General features: G+C 58.7%; 22 protein-coding genes, 1 tRNA gene and 1 pseudogene. 17 read left to right on the forward strand and 7 right to left on the reverse strand.

All coding sequences use genetic code 11. From position 1 onward, the window contains the following. Positions 1–7 precede the first annotated feature (7 nt). Both ureG and ACQUTP_RS20600 read left to right on the forward strand, forming a co-directional pair. Positions 8–625, forward strand: coding sequence for an urease accessory protein UreG (gene ureG, locus ACQUTP_RS20595; RefSeq protein WP_002916877.1), 618 nt, complete (start codon positions 8–10; stop codon positions 623–625). A 152-nt stretch (positions 626–777) separates the two neighbouring features. After that, entirely contained in the window at positions 778–2385 is a 1608-nt protein-coding gene (locus tag ACQUTP_RS20600; RefSeq protein ID WP_049003153.1) for a purine-cytosine permease family protein, read from the forward strand. A gap of 60 nt (positions 2386–2445) precedes the next feature. Here ACQUTP_RS20600 and tsaD read toward each other — a convergent pair whose 3' ends face one another. After that, entirely contained in the window at positions 2446–3459 is a 1014-nt protein-coding gene (gene tsaD, locus ACQUTP_RS20605; RefSeq protein WP_002916879.1) for a tRNA (adenosine(37)-N6)-threonylcarbamoyltransferase complex transferase subunit TsaD, read from the reverse strand. 237 nt (positions 3460–3696) lie between these two features. Between tsaD and rpsU the strand changes: the two genes are divergently transcribed. From rpsU to rpoD, 3 genes are all read left to right on the forward strand, one after another. Then, on the forward strand, positions 3697–3912 hold the full coding sequence (gene rpsU, locus ACQUTP_RS20610) for a 30S ribosomal protein S21 (RefSeq protein WP_001144069.1): 216 nt from the start codon (positions 3697–3699) through the stop codon (positions 3910–3912). Positions 3913–4023: 111 nt separating this feature from the next. Then, positions 4024–5769, forward strand: a complete 1746-nt coding sequence (dnaG, locus tag ACQUTP_RS20615) for a DNA primase (RefSeq protein ID WP_017899733.1) — start codon at positions 4024–4026, stop codon at positions 5767–5769. Positions 5770–5988: 219 nt separating this feature from the next. After that, entirely contained in the window at positions 5989–7830 is a 1842-nt protein-coding gene (gene rpoD, locus ACQUTP_RS20620; RefSeq protein WP_004174339.1) for an RNA polymerase sigma factor RpoD, read from the forward strand. 99 nt (positions 7831–7929) lie between these two features. Here rpoD and mug read toward each other — a convergent pair whose 3' ends face one another. Further along, entirely contained in the window at positions 7930–8436 is a 507-nt protein-coding gene (gene mug, locus ACQUTP_RS20625) for a G/U mismatch-specific DNA glycosylase (protein WP_004205266.1), read from the reverse strand. A 124-nt stretch (positions 8437–8560) separates the two neighbouring features. On the opposite strand from mug, the gene ACQUTP_RS20630 reads away from it, so the two are divergent. Continuing rightward, positions 8561–8636: transfer RNA gene (locus ACQUTP_RS20630), tRNA-Ile, on the forward strand. A 567-nt stretch (positions 8637–9203) separates the two neighbouring features. Beyond that, a complete protein-coding gene (locus tag ACQUTP_RS20635) occupies positions 9204–9476 on the forward strand; it encodes a hypothetical protein (protein WP_004205279.1) in 273 nt (90 codons plus the stop codon). 68 nt (positions 9477–9544) lie between these two features. Here ACQUTP_RS20635 and ACQUTP_RS20640 read toward each other — a convergent pair whose 3' ends face one another. Further along, a complete protein-coding gene (locus tag ACQUTP_RS20640; RefSeq protein ID WP_072140372.1) occupies positions 9545–9910 on the reverse strand; it encodes an HdeA/HdeB family chaperone in 366 nt (121 codons plus the stop codon). 300 nt (positions 9911–10210) lie between these two features. Here ACQUTP_RS20640 and evgA point away from each other — a divergent pair, with 300 nt between their 5' ends. Further along, positions 10211–10825 (forward strand): acid-sensing system DNA-binding response regulator EvgA, encoded by a 615-nt coding sequence (gene evgA / locus ACQUTP_RS20645; protein ID WP_241366067.1) that lies wholly within the window; start codon positions 10211–10213, stop codon positions 10823–10825. Between the two features lie 4 nt (positions 10826–10829). Then, entirely contained in the window at positions 10830–14072 is a 3243-nt protein-coding gene (locus ACQUTP_RS20650; RefSeq protein WP_306738392.1) for an ATP-binding protein, read from the forward strand. Between the two features lie 89 nt (positions 14073–14161). Here the strand turns inward: ACQUTP_RS20650 and ACQUTP_RS20655 are convergent, their stop codons facing one another. Then, the gene (locus tag ACQUTP_RS20655; RefSeq protein WP_072140371.1) at positions 14162–14824 is read right to left on the reverse strand and encodes a YfdX family protein; all 663 of its coding nucleotides are present in this window, start codon (positions 14822–14824) and stop codon (positions 14162–14164) included. Positions 14825–15063: 239 nt separating this feature from the next. Here ACQUTP_RS20655 and ACQUTP_RS20660 point away from each other — a divergent pair, with 239 nt between their 5' ends. From ACQUTP_RS20660 to ACQUTP_RS20670, 3 genes and pseudogenes are all read left to right on the forward strand, one after another. Next, positions 15064–15639, forward strand: a complete 576-nt coding sequence (locus tag ACQUTP_RS20660; protein ID WP_023319177.1) for an HdeD family acid-resistance protein — start codon at positions 15064–15066, stop codon at positions 15637–15639. A 26-nt stretch (positions 15640–15665) separates the two neighbouring features. Then, positions 15666–15971, forward strand: a complete 306-nt coding sequence (gene hdeB, locus ACQUTP_RS20665; RefSeq protein ID WP_202024555.1) for an acid-activated periplasmic chaperone HdeB — start codon at positions 15666–15668, stop codon at positions 15969–15971. Between the two features lie 80 nt (positions 15972–16051). Continuing rightward, positions 16052–16183: pseudogene (locus ACQUTP_RS20670) on the forward strand (cob(I)yrinic acid a,c-diamide adenosyltransferase); the annotation flags it as partial. Here the strand turns inward: ACQUTP_RS20670 and dhaR are convergent. Then, entirely contained in the window at positions 16161–18086 is a 1926-nt protein-coding gene (dhaR, locus tag ACQUTP_RS20675; RefSeq protein WP_285755858.1) for a dihydroxyacetone kinase operon transcriptional regulator DhaR, read from the reverse strand. The pseudogene ACQUTP_RS20670 and the gene dhaR sit on opposite strands and share 23 nt — an antisense overlap. 101 nt (positions 18087–18187) lie before the next feature. After that, a complete protein-coding gene (locus tag ACQUTP_RS20680) occupies positions 18188–19285 on the reverse strand; it encodes a glycerol dehydrogenase (protein WP_008806556.1) in 1098 nt (365 codons plus the stop codon). Between the two features lie 251 nt (positions 19286–19536). On the opposite strand from ACQUTP_RS20680, the gene ACQUTP_RS20685 reads away from it, so the two are divergent. From ACQUTP_RS20685 to ACQUTP_RS20705, 5 genes are all read left to right on the forward strand, one after another. Beyond that, positions 19537–19722: a hypothetical protein gene (locus ACQUTP_RS20685; protein ID WP_306738393.1), complete on the forward strand. Its 186-nt coding sequence runs from the start codon at positions 19537–19539 to the stop codon at positions 19720–19722. A gap of 173 nt (positions 19723–19895) precedes the next feature. Then, complete coding sequence (gene dhaK, locus ACQUTP_RS20690; RefSeq protein ID WP_004206091.1) at positions 19896–20966, forward strand: dihydroxyacetone kinase subunit DhaK; 1071 nt, start codon at positions 19896–19898, stop codon at positions 20964–20966. Between the two features lie 10 nt (positions 20967–20976). Next, the gene (gene dhaL / locus ACQUTP_RS20695) at positions 20977–21609 is read left to right on the forward strand and encodes a dihydroxyacetone kinase subunit DhaL (RefSeq protein ID WP_065696793.1); all 633 of its coding nucleotides are present in this window, start codon (positions 20977–20979) and stop codon (positions 21607–21609) included. A 10-nt stretch (positions 21610–21619) separates the two neighbouring features. Beyond that, positions 21620–23041 carry a dihydroxyacetone kinase phosphoryl donor subunit DhaM gene (gene dhaM / locus ACQUTP_RS20700; protein ID WP_285755857.1) on the forward strand — a complete coding sequence of 474 codons (1422 nt, stop codon included), beginning with the start codon at positions 21620–21622 and terminating at the stop codon, positions 23039–23041. A 74-nt stretch (positions 23042–23115) separates the two neighbouring features. Beyond that, the gene (locus tag ACQUTP_RS20705) at positions 23116–24765 is read left to right on the forward strand and encodes a glycerone kinase (RefSeq protein WP_094309193.1); all 1650 of its coding nucleotides are present in this window, start codon (positions 23116–23118) and stop codon (positions 24763–24765) included. A gap of 154 nt (positions 24766–24919) precedes the next feature. Here ACQUTP_RS20705 and ACQUTP_RS20710 read toward each other — a convergent pair whose 3' ends face one another. Next, complete coding sequence (locus ACQUTP_RS20710) at positions 24920–25696, reverse strand: siderophore-interacting protein (protein ID WP_074194132.1); 777 nt, start codon at positions 25694–25696, stop codon at positions 24920–24922. Positions 25697–25867 lie beyond the last annotated feature (171 nt).

Raw genomic sequence — 25867 nt, forward strand, 5'->3', positions numbered from 1 at the left:
AGAAGCCATGAATTCTTATAAACACCCGCTGCGCGTCGGCGTCGGCGGCCCGGTCGGCTCTGGTAAAACCGCCCTGCTGGAAGCGCTGTGCAAAGCGATGCGCGATACCTGGCAGCTGGCGGTGGTCACTAACGACATCTATACCAAAGAAGATCAGCGCATCCTCACCGAAGCGGGCGCGCTGGCCCCTGAACGCATTGTCGGTGTAGAAACCGGCGGCTGCCCGCACACAGCGATCCGCGAAGATGCCTCGATGAACCTCGCCGCCGTGGAAGCGCTGAGTGAAAAGTTCGGTAACCTCGACCTTATCTTTGTGGAAAGCGGCGGCGATAACCTGAGCGCCACCTTCAGCCCGGAGCTGGCGGATCTGACCATCTACGTCATTGACGTGGCCGAAGGGGAGAAGATCCCGCGCAAAGGCGGGCCGGGGATCACCAAATCCGATTTTCTGGTGATCAATAAAACCGACCTTGCCCCCTATGTCGGCGCTTCGCTGGAGGTGATGGCAAGCGATACCCAGCGTATGCGCGGCGATCGCCCGTGGACCTTCACCAATCTGAAGCAGGGAGACGGCCTTAGCACCATTATCGCCTTCCTCGAAGACAAAGGCATGCTCGGCAAATAGGCCTGTTGCACCAGCCGGGCGCAGACGCGTCCGGATGGTGCACCCCCTGCTCTCTCTTCTATCACCCTGCGCTCCCCTCCCCGCCACGCCTGCCCTGCAATATGGCATAAGGTTTGCTAATTCAAGTCATGCCTAACCATTAAGGAATGACTATGTCATCACTGGATCTCAACCCTGAATTACCCGCGACAGCGCGGACTTCCGGCTCCCGGGAAACCTTAGAAGATTACACCTTACGTTACGCCCCGCTGAGCTTCCGCCGCTGGGGACCGGGCGTCGTCGCGGTCACGGCGCTGGGCGGCATCGCCTATCTGGCGGACTTTTCCATCGGCGCCAGCATCGGTATGGCCTGGGGCACCAGCAACGCCATCTATTCGATCCTGGTGGCGGCGCTGGTGATCTTCCTCACCGGCATTCCGCTGGCGATCACTGCCGCGCGCTACAACATTGACCTTGACCTGATCACCCGCAGCGCCGGCTTCGGCTATTTCGGCTCGGTGATCACCAGCATTATTTTTGCCGGCTTCACCTTTATCTTCTTCGCCCTCGAAGGCTCGATCATGGCCCAGGGGCTGCTGGTGGGCCTCGGGATACCGCTGTGGATGGGGTATCTGATCGCCACCCTGATGGTGCTCCCGCTGGTGGTCTATGGCATGAAAGCCCTGACCCGCCTGCAGGTATGGACCACTCCACTGTGGCTGGTGCTGATGGTGGTGCCGGTGGTGTGGCTGATTGTCAAAGATCCGCAGCTGGTGGACGGCTTCCTGCATTTCGCTGGTAAAAACAGCGCGTCGACGGTGGACATCACCGCCATCATGCTCGGCGCCGGGGTATGCCTGTCGCTGATCATGCAAATTGGCGAGCAAATTGATTACCTGCGCTTTATGCCGCCTAAAACCGCGGAGAACCGTAAAAGCTGGTGGCTGGCGGTCTTTTCCGCAGGCCCGGGCTGGGTGGTGTTAGGCGCGATCAAACAGATCATCGGCGCCTTCCTCGGCTTCTATCTATTGACCCGTTTTCCGGCGGTGCACAATACCGAACCGGTGCAGCAGTTCGTCAGCGTCTTCGATAATCTGGTGCCCGGCTGGCTGGCCCTGACGCTGGCGGTGGTGCTGGTGGTGATCTCGCAGATCAAAATTAACGTCACCAATGCCTACTCCGGCTCGTTGGCGTGGACCAGCGCCTGGACCCGCACCACCAAACGCTATCCGGGGCGGATTATTTTTGTGGTGGTCAATCTGGCGATTGCCCTGGCGCTGATGGAAGGCGATATGTTCAGCGCCCTGTCGTGGATCCTCGGCTTTTACTCCAACTTCGCTATCGCCTGGGTCGTGGTGGTGGCGACCGACATCACCTTTAATAAAGGCTTGCTCAAGCTGGCCCCGGCGCAGCCGGAATATCGTCGCGGCATGATCTACAACGTTAACCCGGTGGGCGTGGTTTCCTTTGGCCTGGCCGCCGGGCTGTCGATCTGCGCTTTCTTCGGCCTGCTGGGGACGACGCTGGCGCCGTTCTCACCGCTGATCGCGCTGGTCGTCGCCTTTTTCATGACCCCGCTGATGGGGATCCTCACCCGCGGGCGCTACTATATTAAGCAGGTGGATGACGGGATCGCCGAACCGCGCTATGACGCGGCGGGGAACGCCTCGACCACCGTGTATCAATGCGTTAGCTGTGAGGAAGAGTACGAGCGCCCGGACGTGATGCATTCACATAAGCATCAGGGTGCCATCTGCTCACTGTGTAAAAGTATGGAGTAGTCAGGTAGGCAGGTAGGCAGGTAGGCAGGCCGACGTGACGTCGGCCTGTTTCAGGACGCTTTAGGCGGCAGGTAGTTCGGCCAGCGGCCAGCGCGGGCGGACCGTCACGCCGAGCTCAGCTTTGGCGCCGGTTTGCAGACGCACCATGCCGGCGTAGGCGATCATCGCGCCGTTATCGGTACAGAACTCAGGGCGGGCGTAGAATACCTCACCGCCGCGTTTTTGCATCATCTCCGCCAGCTTCGCCCGCAGGGTGCGGTTGGCGCTCACGCCTCCCGCCATCACCAGACGCTTAAAGCCGGTTTGCTCCAGCGCGCGGCGACATTTAATCATCAGCGTATCGACAACCGCATCCTCAAACGCGCGGGCGATGTCGGCGCGGGTTTGTTCATCGTCGCCGTTGCTGCGAATGGTGTTGGCGGCGAAGGTCTTCAGTCCGGAGAAGCTGAAGTCCAGCCCCGGACGGTCGGTCATCGGACGCGGGAAGACGAAGCGGCCTTCAGTACCCTGGGACGCCATTTTCGACAGCATCGGCCCGCCGGGATAATCCAGCCCCAGCAGTTTCGCGGTTTTATCAAAGGCTTCGCCCGCCGCATCGTCAATCGACTCGCCCAGCAGTTCGTACTGGCCGATACCGGTGACGCTGATCAGCTGCGTATGGCCGCCGGAAACCAGCAGCGCGACGAACGGGAACGCCGGCGGGTTATCTTCCAGCATCGGCGCCAGCAGGTGCCCTTCCATATGGTGTACCGGGATCGCCGGCACGTTCCAGGCAAAGGCCAGCGACCGGCCAACGGTCGCCCCGACCAGCAGCGCGCCGACCAGGCCAGGACCCGCCGTATAGGCGACGGCGTCGATATCTTTCGCCGTCAGGCCGGCCTCTTTCAGCGCCGCCTGGATCAGCGGCACCGTTTTGCGCACGTGGTCGCGCGATGCCAGCTCCGGCACCACGCCGCCGTAGTCCGCATGCAGTTTCACCTGACTATACAATTGGTTGGCTAACAGACCTTGCTGGTCGTCATAAATCGCGATGCCGGTTTCATCGCAGGATGTTTCAATGCCCAGTACACGCATGAGTTGTTTTACCTCGCTTCAATACCGCGCAGTGTAGGTCCAATGACCGGCGATGTAAAACTTTGCTCACCCCTGGTGTTCTCTTCGTGTATACTCCTCACCCTTATAAAAGTCCCTTTCAAAAAAGGCGCAGGTGCTTTACAAAGCAGCAGTAGTTGCAGTAAAATTCCGCACCATTTTGAAATAAGCTGGCATTGCGGCCAGCGGCAAACCGAATTAATCAAAGGTGAGAGGCACATGCCGGTAATTAAAGTACGTGAAAACGAGCCGTTCGACGTAGCTCTGCGTCGCTTCAAGCGTTCCTGCGAAAAAGCAGGTGTTCTGGCGGAAGTTCGTCGTCGTGAGTTCTATGAAAAACCGACTACCGAACGTAAGCGCGCTAAAGCTTCTGCAGTGAAACGTCACGCGAAGAAACTGGCCCGCGAAAACGCACGCCGTACTCGTCTGTACTAATCTGTTGAGAGCGACGCTCTCAATTCAGACCGAGTTGTAGTTGTAAGGCCGTGCTTCCGAAAGGAATGCGCGGCTTATTTTCGTTTATAGTCATCAGAAATAACGGGGCTTATGGCTGGACGAATTCCACGTGTATTTATTAGCGATCTGCTTGCCAGAACCGACATCGTCGATCTGATCGATGCGCGGGTAAAGCTGAAAAAGCAGGGCAAAAATTTTCACGCGTGCTGTCCGTTCCATAACGAAAAAACCCCCTCTTTCACCGTCAACGGTGAAAAACAGTTTTACCACTGCTTCGGCTGCGGGGCGCACGGCAATGCTATCGATTTCCTGATGAACTACGACAAGCTCGAGTTCGTGGAAACGGTCGAAGAGCTGGCCGCCATGCACAACCTCGAAGTGCCTTATGAAGCAGGCAACGGACCCAGCCAGATAGAGCGCCATCAACGGCAGAACCTCTACCAGTTACTGGATGGTCTGAATACGTTTTATCAACAGTCTCTGATGCAGCCCGCCGCCGACCCTGCGCGCCAGTACCTGGCAAAACGGGGGTTAAGCAGCGAGGTGATTACGCGCTTTGCCATCGGCTATGCTCCCCCAGGTTGGGATAACGTTTTAAAACGTTTTGGCGGCAATCAGGAAAACCGCCAGTCGCTTATTGATGCCGGCATGCTGGTCACCAACGATCAGGGACGCAGTTACGACCGCTTCCGCGAACGGGTGATGTTCCCCATCCGCGATAAGCGAGGCCGGGTGATTGGGTTTGGCGGACGGGTGCTGGGCGATGCCCTGCCGAAGTATCTCAACTCCCCGGAAACCGACATATTCCATAAAGGCCGTCAGCTATATGGCCTGTATGAAGCGCAGCAGGACAACCCCGAACCACCGCGTTTGCTGGTTGTCGAAGGCTATATGGACGTCGTGGCGCTGGCGCAGTACGACATCAATTATGCTGTCGCCTCGCTGGGAACCTCGACCACGGCCGATCATATCCAGCTGCTGTTCCGGGTGACCAATAACGTCATCTGCTGCTACGACGGCGACCGGGCCGGCCGCGATGCCGCCTGGCGCGCGCTGGAGACGGCGCTGCCGTACATGACCGATGGTCGCCAGCTGCGCTTTATGTTTCTGCCTGACGGCGAAGACCCGGATACGCTGGTGCGTAAAGAGGGCAAAGCGGCGTTCGAGGCGCGGATGGAGCAGGCTCAGCCGCTCTCCACGTTCTTGTTTAACAGCCTGCTGCCGCAGGTCGACCTGAGCACGCCGGACGGGCGCGCGCAGCTGAGCACGCTGGCGCTGCCGCTGATAACCCAGGTGCCGGGCGAAACCCTGCGCATCTATTTGCGTCAGGAGCTGGGCAACAAGCTGGGCATTTTAGATGACGCCCAGCTTGAACGTTTAATGCCAAAACAGGCGGAAAATGGCGCCCCGCGCCCCGCACCACAGCTAAAACGCACGACCATGCGTATACTGATAGGACTGCTGGTGCAAAACCCGGATCTGGCGCCGTTAGTCCCACCGCTGGAGGGGCTGGACTCGCGCAAAATGCCGGGGCTGAGCCTGTTCGGCGAGCTGGTGAAGAGCTGTCTGGCGCAGCCTGGTCTGACAACCGGGCAACTTTTAGAGCAATATCGCGGCACAAAAGAGGCCGCAACCCTTGAAAAACTGTCGATGTGGGACGATATAGCAGATAAAGATATCGCTGAACAAACCTTCACCGACTCGCTCAACCATATGTTTGATTCACTGCTGGAACTGCGACAGGAAGAGTTGATTGCTCGCGATCGCACACACGGTTTAAGCAGTGAGGAACGCCGGGAGCTCTGGACCATCAGCCAGGAGCTGGCGAAGAAATAAATGACAGACTCAGTCATTCACGTTGCATTGATGCAGCAGCAGAACGCAGAGCGACGTGAAGGACACCGTATTTAACGGCTTAAGTGCCGAGTATCGATCGGGAAGCCCCCGACAGCCGCGCAGAGGCGCAGCGGCAATAATATAAGTACGCCCTCGCTTTAAATGTCGACAGCCCGCCTGCCGACACCAATCAAACGAATTAAGTGTGGATACCGTCTTATGGAGCAAAACCCGCAGTCACAGCTGAAGCTTCTTGTCCAACGTGGTAAGGAGCAAGGCTATCTGACCTATGCCGAGGTCAATGACCATCTGCCGGAAGATATCGTCGATTCCGATCAGATCGAAGACATCATCCAAATGATCAACGACATGGGCATTCAGGTGATGGAAGAAGCACCGGATGCCGATGATCTGATGCTTGCCGAAAACACCGCGGATGAAGATGCTGCCGAAGCCGCCGCGCAGGTGCTCTCCAGCGTGGAATCCGAAATCGGGCGTACGACCGACCCGGTGCGCATGTACATGCGTGAAATGGGTACCGTAGAGCTGCTGACCCGTGAAGGCGAAATCGACATCGCCAAACGCATTGAAGACGGCATCAACCAGGTGCAGTGCTCCGTTGCCGAATACCCGGAAGCGATCACCTACCTGCTTGAGCAGTACGACCGCGTGGAAGCGGAAGAAGCCCGTCTGTCCGATCTGATCACCGGTTTCGTCGATCCGAACGCCGAAGAAGATATGGCGCCGACCGCCACCCACGTTGGCTCCGAGCTGTCTCAGGAAGAGATGGATGACGACGAAGACGAAGACGAAGATGAAGACGCCGACGACAACAGCGATGACGACAACAGCATCGACCCTGAGCTGGCCCGTGAGAAGTTCGCCGAGCTGCGTACCCAGTACGAGCTGACGCGCGACACTATCAAAGCCAAAGGTCGTAGCCATGCCGCCGCCCAGGAAGAGATCCTGAAGCTGTCTGAAGTCTTCAAGCAGTTCCGCCTAGTGCCGAAGCAGTTCGATTACCTGGTCAACAGCATGCGTAGCATGATGGATCGCGTTCGTACTCAGGAACGTATCATCATGAAGCTGTGCGTTGAGCAGTGCAAAATGCCGAAGAAAAACTTCATCACCCTGTTCACCGGCAACGAAACCAGCGAAACCTGGTTCAACGCCGCGGTGGCGATGAACAAGCCGTGGTCCGAGAAGCTGCTGGAAGTGAAAGAAGACGTGCAGCGCGGCCTGCAGAAGCTGCAGCAGATCGAAGAAGAGACCGGCCTGACCATCGAGCAGGTGAAGGATATCAACCGTCGCATGTCCATCGGTGAAGCGAAAGCCCGCCGTGCGAAGAAAGAGATGGTGGAAGCGAACCTGCGTCTGGTTATCTCGATCGCCAAGAAATACACCAACCGCGGTCTGCAGTTCCTCGACCTGATTCAGGAAGGCAACATCGGTCTGATGAAAGCGGTGGATAAGTTCGAATACCGTCGCGGCTACAAGTTCTCGACCTACGCTACCTGGTGGATCCGTCAGGCGATCACCCGCTCCATCGCGGATCAGGCGCGCACCATCCGTATTCCGGTGCATATGATTGAGACCATCAACAAGCTCAACCGTATCTCCCGTCAGATGCTGCAGGAGATGGGCCGTGAACCGACCCCGGAAGAGCTGGCTGAGCGCATGCTGATGCCGGAAGACAAAATCCGTAAAGTGCTGAAGATCGCCAAAGAGCCTATCTCCATGGAAACGCCGATCGGCGACGATGAAGATTCGCATCTGGGGGATTTCATCGAGGATACCACCCTCGAGCTGCCGCTGGATTCCGCGACCACCGAGAGCCTGCGTGCGGCAACGCACGACGTGCTGGCCGGCCTTACCGCTCGTGAAGCGAAAGTCCTGCGTATGCGTTTCGGTATCGACATGAACACCGACCACACGCTGGAAGAAGTGGGTAAACAGTTCGACGTTACTCGCGAACGTATCCGTCAGATCGAAGCGAAGGCGCTGCGTAAACTGCGCCACCCGAGCCGTTCTGAAGTGCTACGTAGCTTCCTCGACGATTAATCGTCGCGGGACAGCGTCCACAGCCGGTTAAAAAGCTCCCTGCGGGGAGCTTTTTTTATGGCGTTTCGCTGGCCGCTCGGGGAAAGCCGCCGCTCTCCGCTACTGACCGCGGGTCGCCAGGGCATCATCCAGTTCACGATAGGCCGCCACCAGCTTATCGAGCGTCGCCCGGTTTAAACCGCTGGGATTGGGCAGCACCCACACCTGGGTCGTGCCAATGGTCATCGCCTGTTTCCCCCACTTCGCCCCGCGCTGGTTAAAGGCCAGCTCGAAGGCCTGCTTGCCGAGCACCGCCAGCGCCTGCGGCTGATACTCCTCAATCTTCTTCACCAGCTCACGGCCGCCGCTGCGCAGCTCCTGCAGGGCGACCTCGCTGGCCTGCACCGTCGGACGCTCAACCAGCATGGTGATGCCGCAGCGCGTATCCAGCAGCTGCAGCTCCTCTTCCGGCCTGAGCTGCCGATCGGTAAAGCCGGCCTGATGGATGACCTTCCAGAAGCGGTTGCCAGGATGGGCAAAATGAAAGCCGGTATGGGCGGAAGACTTCCCCGGGTTGATACCGCAAAAGACAACGCGCAGGCCCGGCGCAAGGATATCGCTAATCATGTTTTCTCCGGCTGTATGGCTAAAACATGATTATAAAGGATTGAAAATGCATTGTTTATAAAAACAGCAGCTGCGCGCTTTACGCTGGATTGCAACCGTCAGTTACTTTATAATCCCTCGCCACGGCCCCTTAGCTCAGTGGTTAGAGCAGGCGACTCATAATCGCTTGGTCGTTGGTTCAAACCCAACAGGGGCCACCAAATTTTAGCAGTAAATACATACAGTTAGGCCACTCGAAAGAGTGGCTTTTTTGTTTCTAAATTTTAGAATAGCGATAAAATGGCAACATAAGCCGTTGAGCAATGCGCGTGGTCAGCATTTTCTTGCCATTCCGCTAAGAGGATAAAAAATCCGTTATCGCGAAAGGAAAATTTACGCTTACGCTAAGATAGACAGTGCTCTATCCTGGCAAAAGTTTGCGCAGGCCATCTGCGTTGCCCACCTCCCGAAGCCAGTCCATCATTGCCGCGTTCCTGTTTACTCTGTCTTACTACGCAAGGTCGGCATAAAACACCTTTCATTCCCGCAACGCTGGAATTCATACTGCTCACGATAACTTTAACAATTCAGGCCAATTTCCGAAAAATACCCCTTCCCTGTACCAGCTGATCAAAATCAACGCCCCCCTCCCGTCGCTCATATATACAACCCGCTGACTCACACAAAAGGATGAAAATATGAAAATACGGGATATATCAGTCAGTACCTGTCTGGCACTGTTATTAACGGGTTGCGTAGCTAAACCACCGATGGCGACGGAAAGCGAAATGAAAGAAGCCGCCGCTTTTGCCTTTAATGTCGATGTTTCGCAGGTGACCATTTCCGATGCGAAGCAGCAGGATGTGAAAACCAACTTTGTGGCGACCATCGGCAACACCCGCCATCGCTGCTATGTGACTAAAGCCGCCGAGCCGAAACTGTATGGACTGATCCCGCTGGGCGGCAGTAGCACCGTCTCGGATGCCATCTGTGCCGGCGCCAACCCGACGCCAGCGAGCAAAACCTGCGACGCCCTGTCGAAAAAAGCGGGCCGCTGCTGATCTTCGGCGCAGAAATTGGCCGCTAACTGCACGTTTAGTCACTTTTTCTGCCGCTTTACCGCGGTCGCTTAGTTCAGCGACCGCACCTGCTGATAAGAATTGAGCCGTTCCCGCAGCGAAGTCAGCCAGGCATCTGGCTCCTGACGGCAGATTTCGGTGAGGATCGGCGTCAGCACCAGCTCGGCTTCATGGAAGTCGGTCCACTCCGGCGGCTGCAGGGAAAAAGGATCGTTCATCAGCCAGATCACCATCGGCGTCCAGGTGCGCGGATCCAGCTGCAGATAATCCTGACAGCGCATCATATCGCGCGTCCGCGCCTCAGTGGTCGTCACGTCCTTTCCCACCGCGGCGTTACTTATTGCCAGGACGATTATTCCTGCCATCAGACGTTTCCAAGCCCATTTTCGCCAGAGGGGGCGCTTTGCTTTTACCATTGTTATTATTTTACCTGCCAGCTGTCACCGGACGATATTCCCGGCACCTCACCTTAAAAAGCGCAGATTAATCGTTTGCATTTTTTTTAACAGCAGACAGCGCTGAAGCAAGCGAACGCCTTTTCCTACAGCTGTCATCCCGATATGCAAATATATTCGGCAGGCACACATCCACAATATTTTCCCGGCCGAAAACGATTTGTGTTACAATTGCGCCTTATTACGGCACCGATAAAAATAACCCCCGCCGCACCTGCATCAGGCATCGCCCTCTTTTTTCATATCAGGATTTACGCCCCCATGAATGCGATAATCATTGACGATCATCCATTGGCACGTATCGCCATTCGCAACCTTCTCGACAGCAACGGCATTACCGTCGCAGCGGAACTCGACAGCGGCGCCCATGCGGTACAGACCGCCGAAACCATGCAGCCTGACCTGCTGATCGTCGACGTCGATATTCCGGAGCTCAGCGGCATCGACGTTCTTGAGCAGCTGCGCAAACGCCGCTACCAGGGAAAAATTATCGTCATTTCCGCCAAAAATGAACGGTTCTACGGCAAACGCAGCGCCGACTGCGGGGCCAATGGTTTTGTGAGTAAAAAAGAGGGAATGAATAATATCCTCGCCGCGATCGAGGCGGCCAATAATGGCTACAGCTATTTCCCCTTTTCACTGGAGCGCTTCTGCACCCACGGCATCACCGATCAGGACCGGCTGGATACGCTGTCAACGCAGGAGATGAAAGTCTTTCGCTATATCCTCAGCGGCGTCGACTACACCACCATCGGCAGCAAAATGAATATCAGCAATAAGACGGTCAGCACCTATAAGGTCCGTCTGATGGATAAATTAGGCTGCAGCTCCCTGCTTGAGCTTTATGACTTTGCGCAACGCAATAAAATAGGGTGATGCCATGGTCGTTCGTCTTATTTTATCCCTGATTGTCGGACTGGCGCTAAGCCACTCCCCCGCCGCGTTTGCCATGAAGCAACTGGAGCTGAAAAGCCATGCCCACATTGCGGCAATCGACATTCCGCTTAACGATACGGAAAAGGTCTGGCTGGCCGCCCGGCCGACGCTGACCGTCGGCACCTGGCTGCCTGAGATGACGCCTATCGTCTACGACAGTGACGAGGAGAGCTATCAGGGAATTAACGCCGACTATCTGGCGCTAATGGCGCACAGCCTCGGGTTGAAGGTGGTTATCCGCCAATATGACACCGAGCAGCAGGCGCTGGCCGCCCTGGCCGACCGCCAGGTGGATACCCTGCTCACTCAGGTGGCGCACCGGGATGCGCTCGCCCCGGGACTGACGCACACCGCACCGCTGATCAAAACCTGGCCGACGCTGGTCACCTCGCTAAAATCCCCCCTGCCGCCGCTGACCACCGACCGCCGCGTCACGCTGGCCTGCACCCGCGATTGCGCCTTTTTCGATATCATTCAGCAGGCGTTTCCCAACGCCAAAATCACCCTTTACGATAGCGACTATCAGGCTCTCGCCTCGGTGGTCAGCGGCGAGAATCAGTATTTCATCGGCAATAACATCACCACCGGCCACTGCATCTCGAAATATTTCTCGCAATCGCTGGTCATCGCGCACTATTTTCGTCAGCAGGAGCAGCACAACCGCTTTGTCACCCGCGAGGATCGACCGGCGCTGCACCAGCTCCTTGACCGTTTTATCCACGCTATCGACAGCGATACCGCGATGCGGATCATGCAAAACTGGCTCAACCGCGGCGATCTGTCATTTCTCAATACGTCTCTATCCTTTAGCGCCGAAGAGCAGCGCTGGCTACAGAAGCATCGTCGCGTCCGCCTGCTGGTCAACCCCTACTTTCCGCCTTTTACTCTGGTGGATGACGAGGACGAGCTGCGCGGCATTATGGCCGATATGCTGAATATTTTCTCGCTACAGACCGGGCTGCAGTTTGACCCCATCCTGGTGCGCAACCGTCAGGATCTGGCAAAGCGGATGGAAAAAGAGGACTGGGCGATCATGCCCGCCGCGACCCTGACCCCACAGCCGCAGGCCTTCGTCACCCTCAGCGACCCGCTGATTAACGTGGCTTTTGTGCTGGTCGCCCGCGGCAGCGCCCCCGACCCACATCTGCTGGCCCGCCCGGCGCGGATCGCCCTGCCAGTGGGGCCAATCGCCGCCCACGACCTGAAAGCGCGCTTTCCACAGGTTGACTGGGTGGAGACGGATAACGTTGGCGTCGCGATGAAGATGGTGGAGGAAGGCGAGGTGGATGCCGCGGTAGCGTCGGAGCTTTCCGCCCGCTATATGATCGACCACTATTATCCACAGGGTCTGCACTACGCCCGCATCGACGGACTCCCGGTCGCCGCCATTCGGCTGGCGATCCCGCGCGATGAGCCGGTGCTGGCCGCCATCCTCAGCAAAGCGCTGCAGGCCATTCCGCCGCGGGATATTCTGCAGATGACCGAGAAATGGTCGAAAATTTCCAGCCAGCAAATAGAGAACTGGAGCCAGTACAGCCGCCAGTTTTACCAGCTGATCGCCTTCGCGCTGGTGCTGATCGCCATCAGCCTCGGGTGGGGACTCTCCCTGTGCCGGGAAGTGCGCAAACGTAAAGACTCTCAGCAGCGGCTGGAAGAGGAGCTGGCGCAGAAGGAAGCCCTCTCCTGCGCGCTGGAGCGGGAAAAAGACAAAGCGATTCAAGCGACAAAAGCCAAGAGTCGCTTTCTGGCCAGCATGAGCCACGAGCTGCGCACGCCGGTGAGCGCCATCGTCGGCTTTCTGGAACTGCTGGCGAAACCGGAGCTGAACGTCGGTCAGCGTAAAGAGGCGATCGAGCTGGCGGGGTCGACGGCGCAAACCCTGCTGGGACTTATCGGCAATATTCTCGATATCGACAAGATTGAGTCGGGAAAATACCAGATCACCCCACAGTGGAGCGATGTGGCGCAGGTGGTGTCGCAGCAGTGCCACACCTTCGGCGCGCTGGCGCAGCAGAAGGGGATCGCGCTGCATTGCCATCTCCCTCTGCAGGAGGGGATCGCGCTGTGGGTCGACCCTCAGGCGCTGCGGCAAATTCTCAATAATCTCATCGGCAATGCGCTGAAGTTTACCGCCGAGGGCGCGATTCAGATCTCCTGCCGGCTGGCGCAGGCGGATGAGACACAGGGAGAGCTGACCCTCATCGTTAGCGACAGCGGCTGCGGGATCAGTGAAGCTGAGCAGGCCACCCTCTTTCATCGCTATGCCCAGGCGCGCCAGGGACGCCAGCAGACCGGCTCCGGGCTGGGGCTGGTCATTTGCCAGGAGCTGGTTACGCTGATGCAGGGCCGGCTGGAGATGGTCAGCCGTCCGGGTGTGGGGACCACTTTCACCATCACGCTGCCGGCCAGGGTGAGTCGCTGCGCGATTCACGCGCCACAGGCGTTGCCCGCCAGGCCGCAGGCCCTGCCCGGGCTGTCGATATTGATAGCGGACGACCACCCCACCAACCGGCTGTTGCTCAAACGCCAGCTCAACACTATCGGCTACAGTGTCGATGAAGCTTGCGACGGTGAAGAAGCGGAGAATAAGCTCGCCGGCAAACATTACGATCTGCTGATCACGGACCTCAATATGCCGAAGAAAGATGGCCTGGCGCTGGCGGCGTCGTTACGCCGACGCTACCCGAGCCTGGTGATTTGGGGAGTGACCGCCAGCGCGCTGCCGCAGTCGCGGGAGGCATGTCTGGCCAGCGGCATGAATATGTGTCTGTTTAAGCCAGTGTCGGTTCAGACGCTGAGCCATGAGCTCAGCCGCTTAGCGGTGGGCCACGCATCACCTAACGCCGCCCGGCATCTGAAGCTCAGCGTGCTGACCGAAAATACGGGGGGAGACCAGGCGCTGATGGCTGAGATGCTGGAGACGTTCCGCGATGCGTCGGCCACAGATTTACAGGCCGCCGGACAGGCTATCGCCCGGCATGAACCGCAGACCTTTCTGCGGGCGCTGCACCGTCTGCACGGTTCAGCACAAATCCTGGGGATTACTGCGCTACAACAACTGTGCGCCCCTTTTGAGGCTAAGCGACCTGATTCGCTGACGCCGGCAAGCTGTCTGGAGGTGGTACAGCACATCACCGGCATCCTGTGCGAGATCGATGGCGAAATCGACGCCCTCATCGGCCGCTAGCCGTTCCGGTCGGGCAGTCCGCTGCCCGACCGTTAAGGGGACATCCTTGTCAGTCTCTTCCTCTGCGCTCTCTCAGGGTGGAACGAGGATCAGTTACCCGCCACCAGCATCTCGCTGTCCACCACGATGCCCTCTTCAGCGCCTTTCAGCACCAGATTCGCTTCGTAATACTTCCCGGCTTTCAGCAGTTTTTGCGCCTGCGCCACCGCCTTACGGGTCTGGTTAAGCGGCATCAGATACTGGTTCTCAATCACGCCAATACCGGCCAGGCGCAGGGTATCGATAGCCCCTTTCTGATCGCCTTTCGCCAGTTTTTCGTTGGCAGATTTAATGGCACTCTCTTTTTCCGGGGTGGCCACATAGTCTTCAGACAAGGCGATGGTCGCATTGATCACCACATAGCGATCGGCGATCATTTTGGCTGTCGCGTCGGTTTTCACGAACTTCGCCCAGCTGGCGTCATCGGCGGCCAGCAGCGCGGCGGCGTCGTCTGTCAGTTTTTTGGCGCTCTCCGGCTGGCCGTGAAACAGCGCCAGACGGGCGAACTGGACGTCGCGCATCGCGTTCGCGCCCTGAACCGCCACCTGTAACACATCGGCGGCTTCTTTCTGCACCTGCGCTGTGGCTGCCGCGGCAGGCGCTGCCGTCGCGTTATCTGCTGCCCACACCGGAGAGGTACCCATCATGGTTGCCAGCAGGCTCGCCAGAATGACTTTTTTCATCGTTAACTCCTGATTAAAATCGGTAAGCATCACCAAACGCAGCCAGCTTAAAAAATATCGTGGTTATTGAGAATCAGAGCCCGGGATCGATATTGCGGGCCTTGTCTGACAGCTGTCAGACAAGGCGTATAAAGTGACCTCAGCACTCTTATTTACGCCTGGCGATGGCACGGCCTACTATTTTCCTCAGACATTTCTTTTGGCCCGCTGAATAAATCATAACGTATTTTATTCAGCGTCAGGCCGCCAACCGGATCTGCGGAGCAATTATGTTTATGTTTAGCCATTACACCTTAAATGCGTTTAGCCCACGCGTCTTCATTCGATATAAACGGCATGCCGGCATGATGGCCGCCCTGCTGTTTATCTGCGGAGCCTGTTGTCTGGCCTGGCCATTGGTCGCCGGCTGGTATCTCGCCACGGTGACCGGCATGTTGTTCATGATCTGCGGCTTCTATTCACTATACAGCCTGATTGTTTTCCGTCAGCAGCACTGGAAATCACGCCTGGTGGCGCTGATCTTCGCCATCGCCTGGATCGTGCTCGGCCTGAGTTTTGTCGTCAATCCCCTCAACGGCATGAGCAGTCTGGCCTTTTTATTCGGCTTTTTATTTGTTCTCGGCGGTATTTCCCGCATCGTCAGCGGATGTAAAACCCGAAAACAAAGCGGCGCTGGCTGGAATATTTTTATCGGCCTGCTGGATTTAATTATCGCCTGCCTGTGGCTGGCAATGAACCCGCAGCAAAGCTGGTTATTTATTACCGCATTTATCGGCGTTGAAATGATATTTAGCGCCATCGGCTTTCTGGTCCTGAGAAATAAGATGAAGCATGCTCGGGCTTAAGCCGTATTTTGTCACTGGAGAAGAAAATGAATTTGCCTAAAGCACTCGTACTGACCGTAGCGGCCACCACATTCTGTCTGATGACCAGCCCGGCGTTCGCGGTTCTGGAAACCACACCGCAGAATATGACCTGTCAGGAATTTATGGATATGAACCCGAAAAGCATGACCCCGGTGGCCTTCTGGGTAGTGAATCGCAACACCGACTTCAGCGGCGGGGACTATGTCGACTGGCATGAAGTCGAGACCGTCTCGGTGCCGAAAATGCTGCAGCAGTGCCATAAGAACCCCGCCGCTAAACTCGGCGACCTCAACTCGGTTATTAAAAAATAAGCCTTCCCCCGGCGCTCGCCGGGGAAAATTAACCTCGTTACCCGCCGTTATGCGGCGGGCCCCGTCACACTCATCGCTAGCGCATTCGCACGGCAGAGGATGGCCAATTTGGCCCACTGCGCGACGCGCTCAAACGCTACAGCAATCGTCTGTCGGACGCCCTGTTCTTCATGGCGCGTATCGAGGAGGCTAGGCCTGATGCTTGCGCTTGAACTGGCTGGCGTCGATATCGTACTGCTTCATTTTGCGCCACAGGGTGGTGCGGCCAATATTCAGCAGTTGCGACATCTCCTGCACCCGCCCGCTGGTCACCCGGGCAGCGTGAATGATGGCCTCTTTTTCGATGGCGCTAAAGGTCAGGCTGGCCGGCAGCAGCGATGAGCCGCTATCGCCCCCCGGCCGATCGGAAAAGAGATATTCCGGCAGGTTGCTTAGCCGAATGTGGCCGTTGTCGCTGCTGATGGCAATGTTCTCTATCACGCTGTTAAGCTCAAAATCATTTCCCGGCCACGAGTAGGCCACCAGTTGGGCCAGCGCGTCATCGTCCACTTTCAGCCGCGAAGAGAAACGCTTCTCCAGGCTCTTCAGCCGGTTATGCACCAGCGACGGGATGCTGTTGCGCCGGGCGCGCAGCGGGGGGATGACAATCTCGAAGGAGTGCAGCGCATAGTACAGCTGGCGGCTAAAGCGGTTCTGTTCCACCAGGTTGGCCAGATCGACGGTGGTGGTGGCGATCACCTTCACATCCACCGGGATCAGGCGGCGGGCGTCGAGGCGGGTAAGCACTCCCTGCTTAATCACCTGCAGCAGGGCCGACTGCAGCTCCGGCGCCAAATACTCAATTTTTTCCAGAAACAGGGTGCCGCCATTGGCCAGCTCAAGGCGGCTCAGGCGGCCATTTTCATCGTCAGTGGGGGCGCTGCCCATAAAGTCCTGGCCCAGCACGCTGTCGGCATACAGCTGGCAGTTGACGGCGATGTAGGGGCCGCCCGCCCGCTCGCTTTCATTGTGGATGGCCTGGCTCAGCAGCTCTTTCCCCACCCCTTCTTCACCGCACAGCAGCACCGGGAAGCCGCCGCGCGCCGCCTGGCGGCCAAAGTGGATCAGCCGCCGGGTTTCCGGATCGTCGGCTGACATCTGCTCAAAGGTGTGGCTGACTTTGCCCAGCTGGCTGGTCATCAGCTGCCGCATCTGCTCCACCGGGTGCAGCAGCAGAATAAAGCTGTTGCCTTGCGCCTCGACGATCGGTTTTAAGGTGATCACCGCGTCGATAAACTGGTGCTGGCTTTCAAAGGTAACTTCAACGTGATTCAGGCCGCGGGCGTGTTTGATGGCCCGGCGCAGCAGCGCCGGAAGGGTCACCAGATCGGCGATATTTTTCCCCTGGCTGGCCTGGGCATCAAGATGCAGCAGACTCGCCGCCTGAACATTGAGAAATTGCAGCACCCCCTGTTCGTTCCACGCCATCACCCCGTCGTCCATACTCTCCAGCAGGCCGTACATCTGATTAAGGTGGCGGTTGGATTCCGCCAGCAGGCTGTCGGTGAGCAGGGAATTGCCCACCTCGCGGGCGATGGCCAGCGTCAGGGAAAGGTCGGCGCTGGACTGGTGCTCCACCAGACAGCAAAGCGAGATAGAGCCGAACAGGCGCCCGTGGTTATCGAACACCGGCGTCGAACAAAAGCTCCATGGCTGCAGGGCCTGCTTAAAATGCCGATCGCCGGCGGTGTTGATCGGCTGCCCCTGCATCGCGGCCAGCGACAGCGCGCAGGTGCCGATAATGCTCTCCGCGCAGTAGCTGCCGTCGCGAAATCCCAGGTCAGCCAACTGCGCCAGCGTTTGCGGTTCGCCGCAGCGGCTCAGGATGCAGGCGGTCTCATCAAGAATAAACAGCGCGCAGGGGCGACCGTCCATAAACTCCCAGGCGTCCTCCAGCGCCGCCTGACCGATGGTCAGCAGCGCGGTTTTACGCCGACAGATAGAGTCAAAAGTCAGGCCCTGGGCCTGGTGCGGCGTTTGCCAGGTTTCACGCTGCATAAACTTGCTGCAGCGATGCCATGACTGGGCGATAACGGCAGAGACCGCCTTCCCGGTATCCTGAGTCTGAACAGTCATACTGTTTTCCGCGTTTTACCATAGAGAACCCCTCCGGCAGCCACTGCCAGAGGGGAGAAAGAAAAACCGCTGACCGGCGCCAGCGGTTTAGCCACCGCGAATTAACGCGCCAGCCACTGCTGGCCTAACAGATCGGCGGTGAGGATAGCGGCGTGCACGCTTTCCGGGGTCACCGCGAACGGCATATTGTGGATGGTCTCCCCTTCCGCGCAGGTGGCTTTCGCCACCGCGGCGATTTTCGCGTCGATCCCCTCTTTGACGCCCATCTGCGCGAGGGTCACCGGCAGGCCGACGCGCTGGCAGAAGCCCAGCACGGTTTCAATCTCGTCCATCGGGCTGTTCTGCAGCACCAGCTGCGCCAGGGTGCCGAAGGCCACTTTCTCGCCGTGATACAGGTGGTGACACTCTTCCAGAATGGTGAAACCGTTGTGGATCGCGTGGGCGGCGGCCAGGCCGCTACTTTCAAAGCCAATGCCGCTGAGGTAGGTGTTCGCCTCGATGATGCGCTCCAGCGCTTCGGTCACCACCCCGGCCTGCGCCGCCAGACGGGCCTTTTCGCCCTCCGCCAGCAGCGTATCATAGCACAGGCGGGCCAGGCTCAGCGCCGCCTCGGTGGACTGTCCCCCGGCCATGCTGGTGGCGCGCGCATCGTAGCAGGCTTTAGCCTCGAACCAGGTGGAGAGCGCATCGCCCATGCCGGAGACCAGCAGGCGTACCGGCGCTTTGGCGATAATCGCCGTGTCCATCACCACCATATCCGGGTTTTTCGGATAGATCAGATACTCTTCAAACTCGCCCGCTTCGGTGTAGATTACCGACAGCGCGCTGGTCGGCGCATCGGTCGAAGCGATGGTCGGGATCACCACCACCGGCAGCTTCTGGTAGTACCCGATCGCCTTCGCGGTATCGAGGGTCTTACCGCCGCCGATGCCGACCACGCCGCGGCAGCCCTGTTTTTGCAAAATCGCCATCAGGCGGTTAATTTCCGCATGGCTGCATTCACCGTTAAACCGTTCCGCATGGCAGCGAATATCGTGACTCTGCAGGCCATTCACCACTTTCTCCCCCGCCAGCTTCATCACGAAGTCGTCAGCGATGACGAAGAAGCTCTCCGCCAGGTTTTTGGCATATTGACCGAACAGAACAGCAGCATCAGGGCCCTGAAGATATTTGGCTGGAGATTGAATAACTTTTAGCATTCCTTTCACCCTCAAATAAGTGCGCATGTAGACATGATGAGCCCTGGCGTTATCCGCGCCGGCCGGTAAAGCGCGGCCTCAACGGAATGTACCGGAGCAGTGCGATCACTGTAGGGCCGGCAGGGAACAAAAAAATCTTTCGCCTTTTTGTTCTGATATGAAACACAGGTTAAATTTTTACGTTCCATATTGGAACAAAAAGCCCTGTTCTCCGTCAGGATTGCGATCCCGATCCGCTCCTCTGCCGCATAATTCCCCTACCATCCCCCTTTAGCGGCAGGCTTTTCTCGCGCAGCTGCGTGAAAATCAGCGAAAAATTTTTTTCCGCCTACTGTGCCGGCTGCGATGACCGGGGCTTAAAGCAGGTGAAAAAAAGCGCGCCAGCTCGCATTTTCACCGTTTTCTCAGCAAAAACGTTCCATAAAGAAACAAAATAAGCAGGCGATGTTTCGTAATGAAACCCGATCGCCGGGGCATTCTTTTTTTCGTCCGCTCAGCCAGAATCATCATATCGCCAGGCACGCTGCACCGTCAGACGATACCCCTACGCGATGACCGCCTCCGCCAGCAGAGAGGCCGCATCGAACCTTCTCCAACGGAGCACTGAATAATGAAAAAGCTGATTAACCGTGTTGAAGATGTACTGAATGAACAATTACAGGGGCTGGCTAAAGCCCACCCGCAGCTGACCCTGCATCAGGACCCGCTGTACGTCACCCGCGCCGATGCGCCGGTGGCCGGCAAGGTCGCCCTCCTCTCCGGCGGCGGCAGCGGCCATGAGCCAATGCACTGCGGCTATATCGGCCAGGGGATGCTTTCTGGCGCCTGCCCGGGGGAAATCTTCACCTCGCCGACGCCGGATAAAATGTTCGAATGCGCGATGCAGATTGACGGCGGCGAAGGCGTCCTGCTGATTATCAAAAACTACACCGGCGACATCCTGAACTTCGAAACCGCCACCGAGCTGCTGCATGAGAGCGGCATTAAAGTCACCACCGTGGTGGTCGACGACGACGTGGCGGTGAAGGACAGTCTCTATACCGCAGGCCGCCGCGGCGTCGCCAATACCGTACTGATCGAAAAACTGGTCGGCGCCGCCGCCGAGCGCGGCGATTCGCTGGAGGCCTGCGCTGAACTGGGGCGCCGCCTGAATAATCTCGGTCACTCCATTGGCATCGCCCTCGGCGCCTGCACCGTACCGGCCGCCGGACAACCTTCCTTTACCCTGCAGGACGATGAAATGGAGTTCGGCGTCGGCATTCACGGCGAGCCGGGCATCGACCGTCGTCGCTTCAGCTCGCTGGACCAAACCGTCGATGAGATGTTCGATACCCTGCTGGAGAATGGCGCCTACAGCCGCACGCTGCGCCAGTGGGATACCGTCAAGGGCGCGTGGCAGGAAGTGAAGCAGAGCAAAACCGCGCTGCAAAACGGCGACCGGGTCATCGCGCTGGTCAATAACCTCGGCGCCACCCCGCTGTCCGAACTGTACGGCGTGTATCACCGTCTCGCCCAGCGCTGCGAAGCGTCCGGCATCATCATCGAACGCAACCTCGTCGGTAGCTACTGCACCTCGCTGGATATGGCGGGCTTCTCCATCACTCTGCTGAAAGTGGATGATGAGACGCTGGCGCTATGGGACGCCCCGGTTCATACCCCGGCGCTGAACTGGGGAAACTAAGGAGCACGACATGTCACTGAACAGAACGCAAATCGTCGACTGGCTGTACCGCTGCGGCGATATCTTCACCAAAGAGAGCGATTTTCTCACCGGCCTCGATAAAGAGATCGGCGATGCCGATCACGGCCTGAACATGCACCGCGGCTTCAGCAAGGTGGTGGAAAAGCTGCCGTCGATTGCCGATAAAGATATTGGCTTTATCCTCAAAAACACCGGCATGACGCTGCTCTCCAACGTCGGCGGTGCCAGCGGCCCGCTGTTCGGCACCTTCTTCATTCGCGCCGCGCAGGTCACTCAGGCTCACCAGAGCCTGACGCTCGACGAACTGTACCTGATGATCCGCGAAGGCGCGGACGGCGTCGTCAACCGCGGCAAAGCGGAGCCGGGGGATAAAACCATGTGCGACGTCTGGCTGCCGGTGGTGGACTCCCTGCGCCAGTCCAGCGAGCAGCACCTGTCGATCGCCGCCGCGCTGGATGCCGCCTGCGAAGTGGCCGAGCGTGCGGCCCACGCCACCATCACCATGCAGGCGCGTAAAGGCCGCGCCAGCTATCTCGGCGAGCGCAGCATCGGACATCAGGATCCCGGCGCCACGTCAGTGATGTTTATGATGCAGATGTTGGCCGCCGCGGCCAAAGAGTAAGGAAATCGCGATGGTAAACCTGGTTATTGTTTCTCATAGCGCCCGGCTGGGCGAAGGTGTCGGAGAACTGGCCCGGCAGATGTTAATGAACGATGGCTGCAAGCTGGCGATCGCCGCCGGGATCGACGATCCAGACAGCCCGATCGGCACCGATCCAATAAAAGTCATGGAGGCGATCGAATCCGTCGCCGATACCGATCACGTGCTGGTGATGATGGATATCGGCAGCGCGTTGCTCAGCGCCGAAACCGCCCTCGATCTGCTCGATCCGGCGATTGCCGCGAAGGTGCGGCTGTGCGCCGCGCCGCTGGTGGAAGGGACGCTGGCGGCCACCGTCAGCGCTGCCTCCGGCGCCGGGATCGACAAGGTGATCGCCGACGCCATGAGCGCCCTGGAGGCCAAGCGGGTTCAGCTGGGTTTACCTTCGCCAACTTCTGACGCCGCGCCGGCGCCGACGCTTGCCGACGACGGCGACACAAAATCGGTTTCAGTCATTATTAACAATCACAACGGCCTGCATGTGCGTCCGGCGTCGAAGCTGGTCGCCGCGCTGGCGGGTTTTAATGCCGATCTGCTGCTGGAGAAAAACGGGAAGTGCGTCAAACCGGACAGCCTCAACCAAATCGCGCTATTGCAGGTACGCCGTAACGATAAACTGCGCCTGCTGGCCCGTGGGCCAGAGGCCGATGCGGCGCTGGCGGCGTTTCAGGCGCTGGCCGCCGATAACTTCGGTGAATCGCCTGCGGGGCAACCGGCAGCGGCTCCGGCAACGCCCGAGCGCGTCGAAGGCATCGCGCTGCGCTATCCGCTGGCCCTGATCCAGCCGCTACGCCCGGCTGCCGCCGATGCTGCCCGCGAGCAGCAGCGCCTGCGCCAGGCCATCGACCAGACGCTGGCGGATCTTATCGCCCTGACCGAGCTGGCGGAAAATAAATTTAACGCCGATATCGCGGCGATCTTCGCCGGGCACCACACCCTGCTCGACGATGACGATCTGTTTGATGCCGCCAACGATCGTCTGCTCACCGAACAATGCTCGGCGGAATGGGCGTGGCATCAGGTGCTGATGGAGCTCAGCCAGCAGTATCGCCAGCTGGATGACCCCTATCTGCAGGCGCGCTATATCGATATCGAAGATATTCTGCAGCGCACCCTGCGCCATCTGCAGGACGTTCAGGAGACGCTGCCGACGCCCGGCGAGCCGACCATTATTATCGCCGACAACATGTTCCCGTCGACCGTCCTGCAACTGGATGCCAGTCGCGTCAAAGGTCTGTGCCTGCGCGACGGCAGCGAACAGGCCCACGGCGCGATTATCGCCCGCGCGGCAGGGATCGCCTGGCTGTGCCAGCAGGGCGAGGCGCTGAACAGCGTGCAGCCCGGCGAGCCCATCGCGCTCGATATGCGCCACCAGCGCCTTATCCGCCACTAAATCCACTTTGACCGTTACCGCTCCGGAGGTCTGCCTCCGGAGGGTGAGTTTTCGCTTACTCTTCAGGAACCACTATGTCTCAATTCTTTTTTAACCAGCGCGCCAGCCTCGTCAACGACGTGATTGAGGGAACCATCATCGCCAGTCCGTGGAATAACCTCGCCCGGCTGGAGAGCGACCCGGCGATCCGGGTGGTGGTCCGTCGCGACCTGAATAAAAACAACGTGGCGGTGATCTCCGGCGGCGGCGCCGGCCACGAACCGGCGCACGTCGGCTTTATTGGTAAAGGCATGCTGACCGCCGCAGTCTGTGGCGATCTGTTCGCCTCGCCGAGCGTCGACGCGGTGCTTACCGCCATTCAGGCGGTGACCGGCGAGGCGGGCTGCCTGCTGATCGTAAAAAACTATACCGGCGACCGGCTGAACTTTGGCCTGGCGGCGGAGAAAGCGCGCCGTCTGGGCTACAACGTGGAAATGCTGATCGTTGGCGACGACATTTCGCTGCCGGATAACAAACAGCCGCGGGGCATCGCCGGTACGCTGTTCGTCCATAAGGTGGCGGGCTATTTTGCCGAACGCGGCTACAACCTCGCCACCGTTCTGCGCGAAGCGCGGTACGCCGCCAACCACACCGCCAGCATCGGGGTGGCGCTGGCCAGCTGCCATCTGCCACAGGAGGCCGACACCGCGCCGCGCCATCAGGCCGGTCACGCCGAGCTGGGAATGGGCATCCACGGCGAGCCTGGCGCCTCCACCATCGCCACGCAAAACAGTGCGGACATCATCAACCTGATGGTGGAAAAACTGACCGCCGCCCTGCCGGAAACCGGCCGTCTGGCGGTGATGCTCAATAACCTCGGCGGCGTGTCGGTGGCCGAAATGGCGATCCTGACCCGCGAACTGGCTAACACGCCGCTGCAGGCACGCGTTGACTGGCTGATTGGCCCGGCCTCGCTGGTGACGGCCCTGGATATGAAGGGTTTCTCGCTGAGCGCCATCGTGCTGGAAGAGAGTATTGAGAAAGCGCTGCTGGCGGATGTGGAAACCGCCGGCTGGCCACGGCCGGTGCAGCCGCGGACAGTTAACATCATGCCCTCCACTCTCGCCAGCGCACGCGTCGACTTTACGCCCTCTGCCAACCCGCAGGTGGGCGATTACGTCGCGCAGGTGACCAGCACCCTCGTCGGGCTTGAAGATCATCTCAACGCGCTGGATGCCAAAGTGGGCGATGGCGATACCGGCTCCACCTTCGCCGCCGGGGCGCGTGAGATTGCCGACCTGCTGCAGCGCCAGCAGCTGCCGCTGAACGACCTGCCCACGCTGTTTGCGCTGACGGGCGAACGCCTGACGGTGGTGATGGGCGGCTCCAGCGGGGTATTGATGTCGATCTTCTTCACCGCTGCCGGGCAGAAGCTGGAGCAAGGCGCCAGCGTGGCCGAGGCGCTGAACGCCGGTCTGGAGCAGATGAAATTTTACGGCGGCGCCGATGAAGGCGACCGGACAATGATCGATGCTCTGCAGCCGGCGCTGACGGCGCTGCTGGCCGAACCGGAGAACCTGCAGGCCGCTTTTGCCGCGGCGCAGGCCGGCGCGGATCGCACCTGCCAGTCGAGCAAAGCCGGCGCCGGACGAGCGTCCTATCTCAACAGCGACAGCCTGCTCGGCAACATGGACCCCGGCGCCCACGCGGTGGCGATGGTGTTTAAGGCGCTGGCGGAACGATAAGCCTCCCCGATGGCGCTGCGCTTACCGGGGCAACGTCACAGCGCCGAAGGGTAGGTCGGGTAAGGCGTTAGCCGACACCCGACAAAAAACGGCATCGCGGTTAGCCCGGATAAGGCACTACGCGCCGCTATCCGGGTTTTACCACGATGGCTTTTTACTTGCTGTGCCAGTACGCCTGCGAACGCACCAGCTGCTGATCGATGCTCTCATCTTCAAAGCGCGCCAGCAGCGATTTCACCACCGCGCCTTCACCGGTCAGCCAGATGAAATAATCCTCCGCCGGCACCTTCACCTGCGCCAGACGCTCGGCGACGAACGCCGGATTGTGGCCCACCACCCACTCGATGTTAAAGCCGTCGAGATCCGCCAAATAATCTTTATATGACGCATCAGCGATAGTGACGATGGCCGTCACCTGCGGCGTCACCGCCAGCTGACGCAATCCCAGCAGACGACGACGCAGCGCCGGCATACCGGACTCATCGCAGACATATAACTGCCAGGCGTAATCCTCCGGCACCACCAGCGAGCCGCGCGGACCGCCGATCACCAGCTTATCGCCCACTTTTGCCTCCAGCGCCCAGCGGCTGGCAATTCCGCCATCGTGGATAAAGAAGTCATACGCCAGCTCATGGCGTTCGACATCGTACAGCGGCGTATAGTCGCGGGTAGCAGGCCGCACGCCCTCACCCCAGTCGATCCCCTCCTCGGTCACCTGCGGCGGCGCAAACGCCGCGCCCGGCTCCGGGAAGAAAAGCTTGGTGTGGTCGTCAAAGCCGCGGGAAACGAAACCTTCCAGCGCCTCGCCTCCCAGCACGATGCGCTGGAAGGCCGCGCCTGCGCGCTCCACGCGCAGCACCGTCAGCTCACGGAAACGCAGCTCATTGCGGACACGCTGCGGGTACTTGTCTGCTTTGGTTTTTGTCATCATCGATCGCCTTCGTGAACGGTAAATAGATATATCTAAACTTGATGCAAATGATAATGATTGCCAACTAAAAAGAATGCAAGTCTTTTTTTGATATAGTCAAAACAAACCGCATCAAAATCCACAACCAGAAAATAATTACATATATATCAATATCTTAAAAAATAAATAGCA

The sequence above is a fragment of the Klebsiella sp. 2-CIP_Kleb. genome, from assembly GCF_050378715.1.
Taxonomy (GTDB): domain Bacteria; phylum Pseudomonadota; class Gammaproteobacteria; order Enterobacterales; family Enterobacteriaceae; genus Klebsiella; species Klebsiella quasipneumoniae.

Bases quoted from the DNA above. Each gene is read 5' to 3' on its own strand.
- ureG (WP_002916877.1), top strand. From the start codon at position 8: ATGAATTCTTATAAACACCCGCTGCGCGTCGGCGTCGGCGGCCCGGTC.
- ACQUTP_RS20600 (WP_049003153.1), top strand. From the start codon at position 778: ATGTCATCACTGGATCTCAACCCTGAATTACCCGCGACAGCGCGGACT.
- tsaD (WP_002916879.1), bottom strand. From the start codon at position 3,459: ATGCGTGTACTGGGCATTGAAACATCCTGCGATGAAACCGGCATCGCG.
- rpsU (WP_001144069.1), top strand. From the start codon at position 3,697: ATGCCGGTAATTAAAGTACGTGAAAACGAGCCGTTCGACGTAGCTCTG.
- dnaG (WP_017899733.1), top strand. From the start codon at position 4,024: ATGGCTGGACGAATTCCACGTGTATTTATTAGCGATCTGCTTGCCAGA.
- rpoD (WP_004174339.1), top strand. From the start codon at position 5,989: ATGGAGCAAAACCCGCAGTCACAGCTGAAGCTTCTTGTCCAACGTGGT.
- mug (WP_004205266.1), bottom strand. From the start codon at position 8,436: ATGATTAGCGATATCCTTGCGCCGGGCCTGCGCGTTGTCTTTTGCGGT.
- ACQUTP_RS20635 (WP_004205279.1), top strand. From the start codon at position 9,204: ATGAAAGAAGCCGCCGCTTTTGCCTTTAATGTCGATGTTTCGCAGGTG.
- ACQUTP_RS20640 (WP_072140372.1), bottom strand. From the start codon at position 9,910: ATGGTAAAAGCAAAGCGCCCCCTCTGGCGAAAATGGGCTTGGAAACGT.
- evgA (WP_241366067.1), top strand. From the start codon at position 10,211: ATGAATGCGATAATCATTGACGATCATCCATTGGCACGTATCGCCATT.
- ACQUTP_RS20650 (WP_306738392.1), top strand. From the start codon at position 10,830: ATGGTCGTTCGTCTTATTTTATCCCTGATTGTCGGACTGGCGCTAAGC.
- ACQUTP_RS20655 (WP_072140371.1), bottom strand. From the start codon at position 14,824: ATGCTTACCGATTTTAATCAGGAGTTAACGATGAAAAAAGTCATTCTG.
- ACQUTP_RS20660 (WP_023319177.1), top strand. From the start codon at position 15,064: ATGTTTATGTTTAGCCATTACACCTTAAATGCGTTTAGCCCACGCGTC.
- hdeB (WP_202024555.1), top strand. From the start codon at position 15,666: ATGAATTTGCCTAAAGCACTCGTACTGACCGTAGCGGCCACCACATTC.
- dhaR (WP_285755858.1), bottom strand. From the start codon at position 18,086: ATGACTGTTCAGACTCAGGATACCGGGAAGGCGGTCTCTGCCGTTATC.
- ACQUTP_RS20680 (WP_008806556.1), bottom strand. From the start codon at position 19,285: ATGCTAAAAGTTATTCAATCTCCAGCCAAATATCTTCAGGGCCCTGAT.
- dhaK (WP_004206091.1), top strand. From the start codon at position 19,896: ATGAAAAAGCTGATTAACCGTGTTGAAGATGTACTGAATGAACAATTA.
- dhaL (WP_065696793.1), top strand. From the start codon at position 20,977: ATGTCACTGAACAGAACGCAAATCGTCGACTGGCTGTACCGCTGCGGC.
- dhaM (WP_285755857.1), top strand. From the start codon at position 21,620: ATGGTAAACCTGGTTATTGTTTCTCATAGCGCCCGGCTGGGCGAAGGT.
- ACQUTP_RS20705 (WP_094309193.1), top strand. From the start codon at position 23,116: ATGTCTCAATTCTTTTTTAACCAGCGCGCCAGCCTCGTCAACGACGTG.
- ACQUTP_RS20710 (WP_074194132.1), bottom strand. From the start codon at position 25,696: ATGATGACAAAAACCAAAGCAGACAAGTACCCGCAGCGTGTCCGCAAT.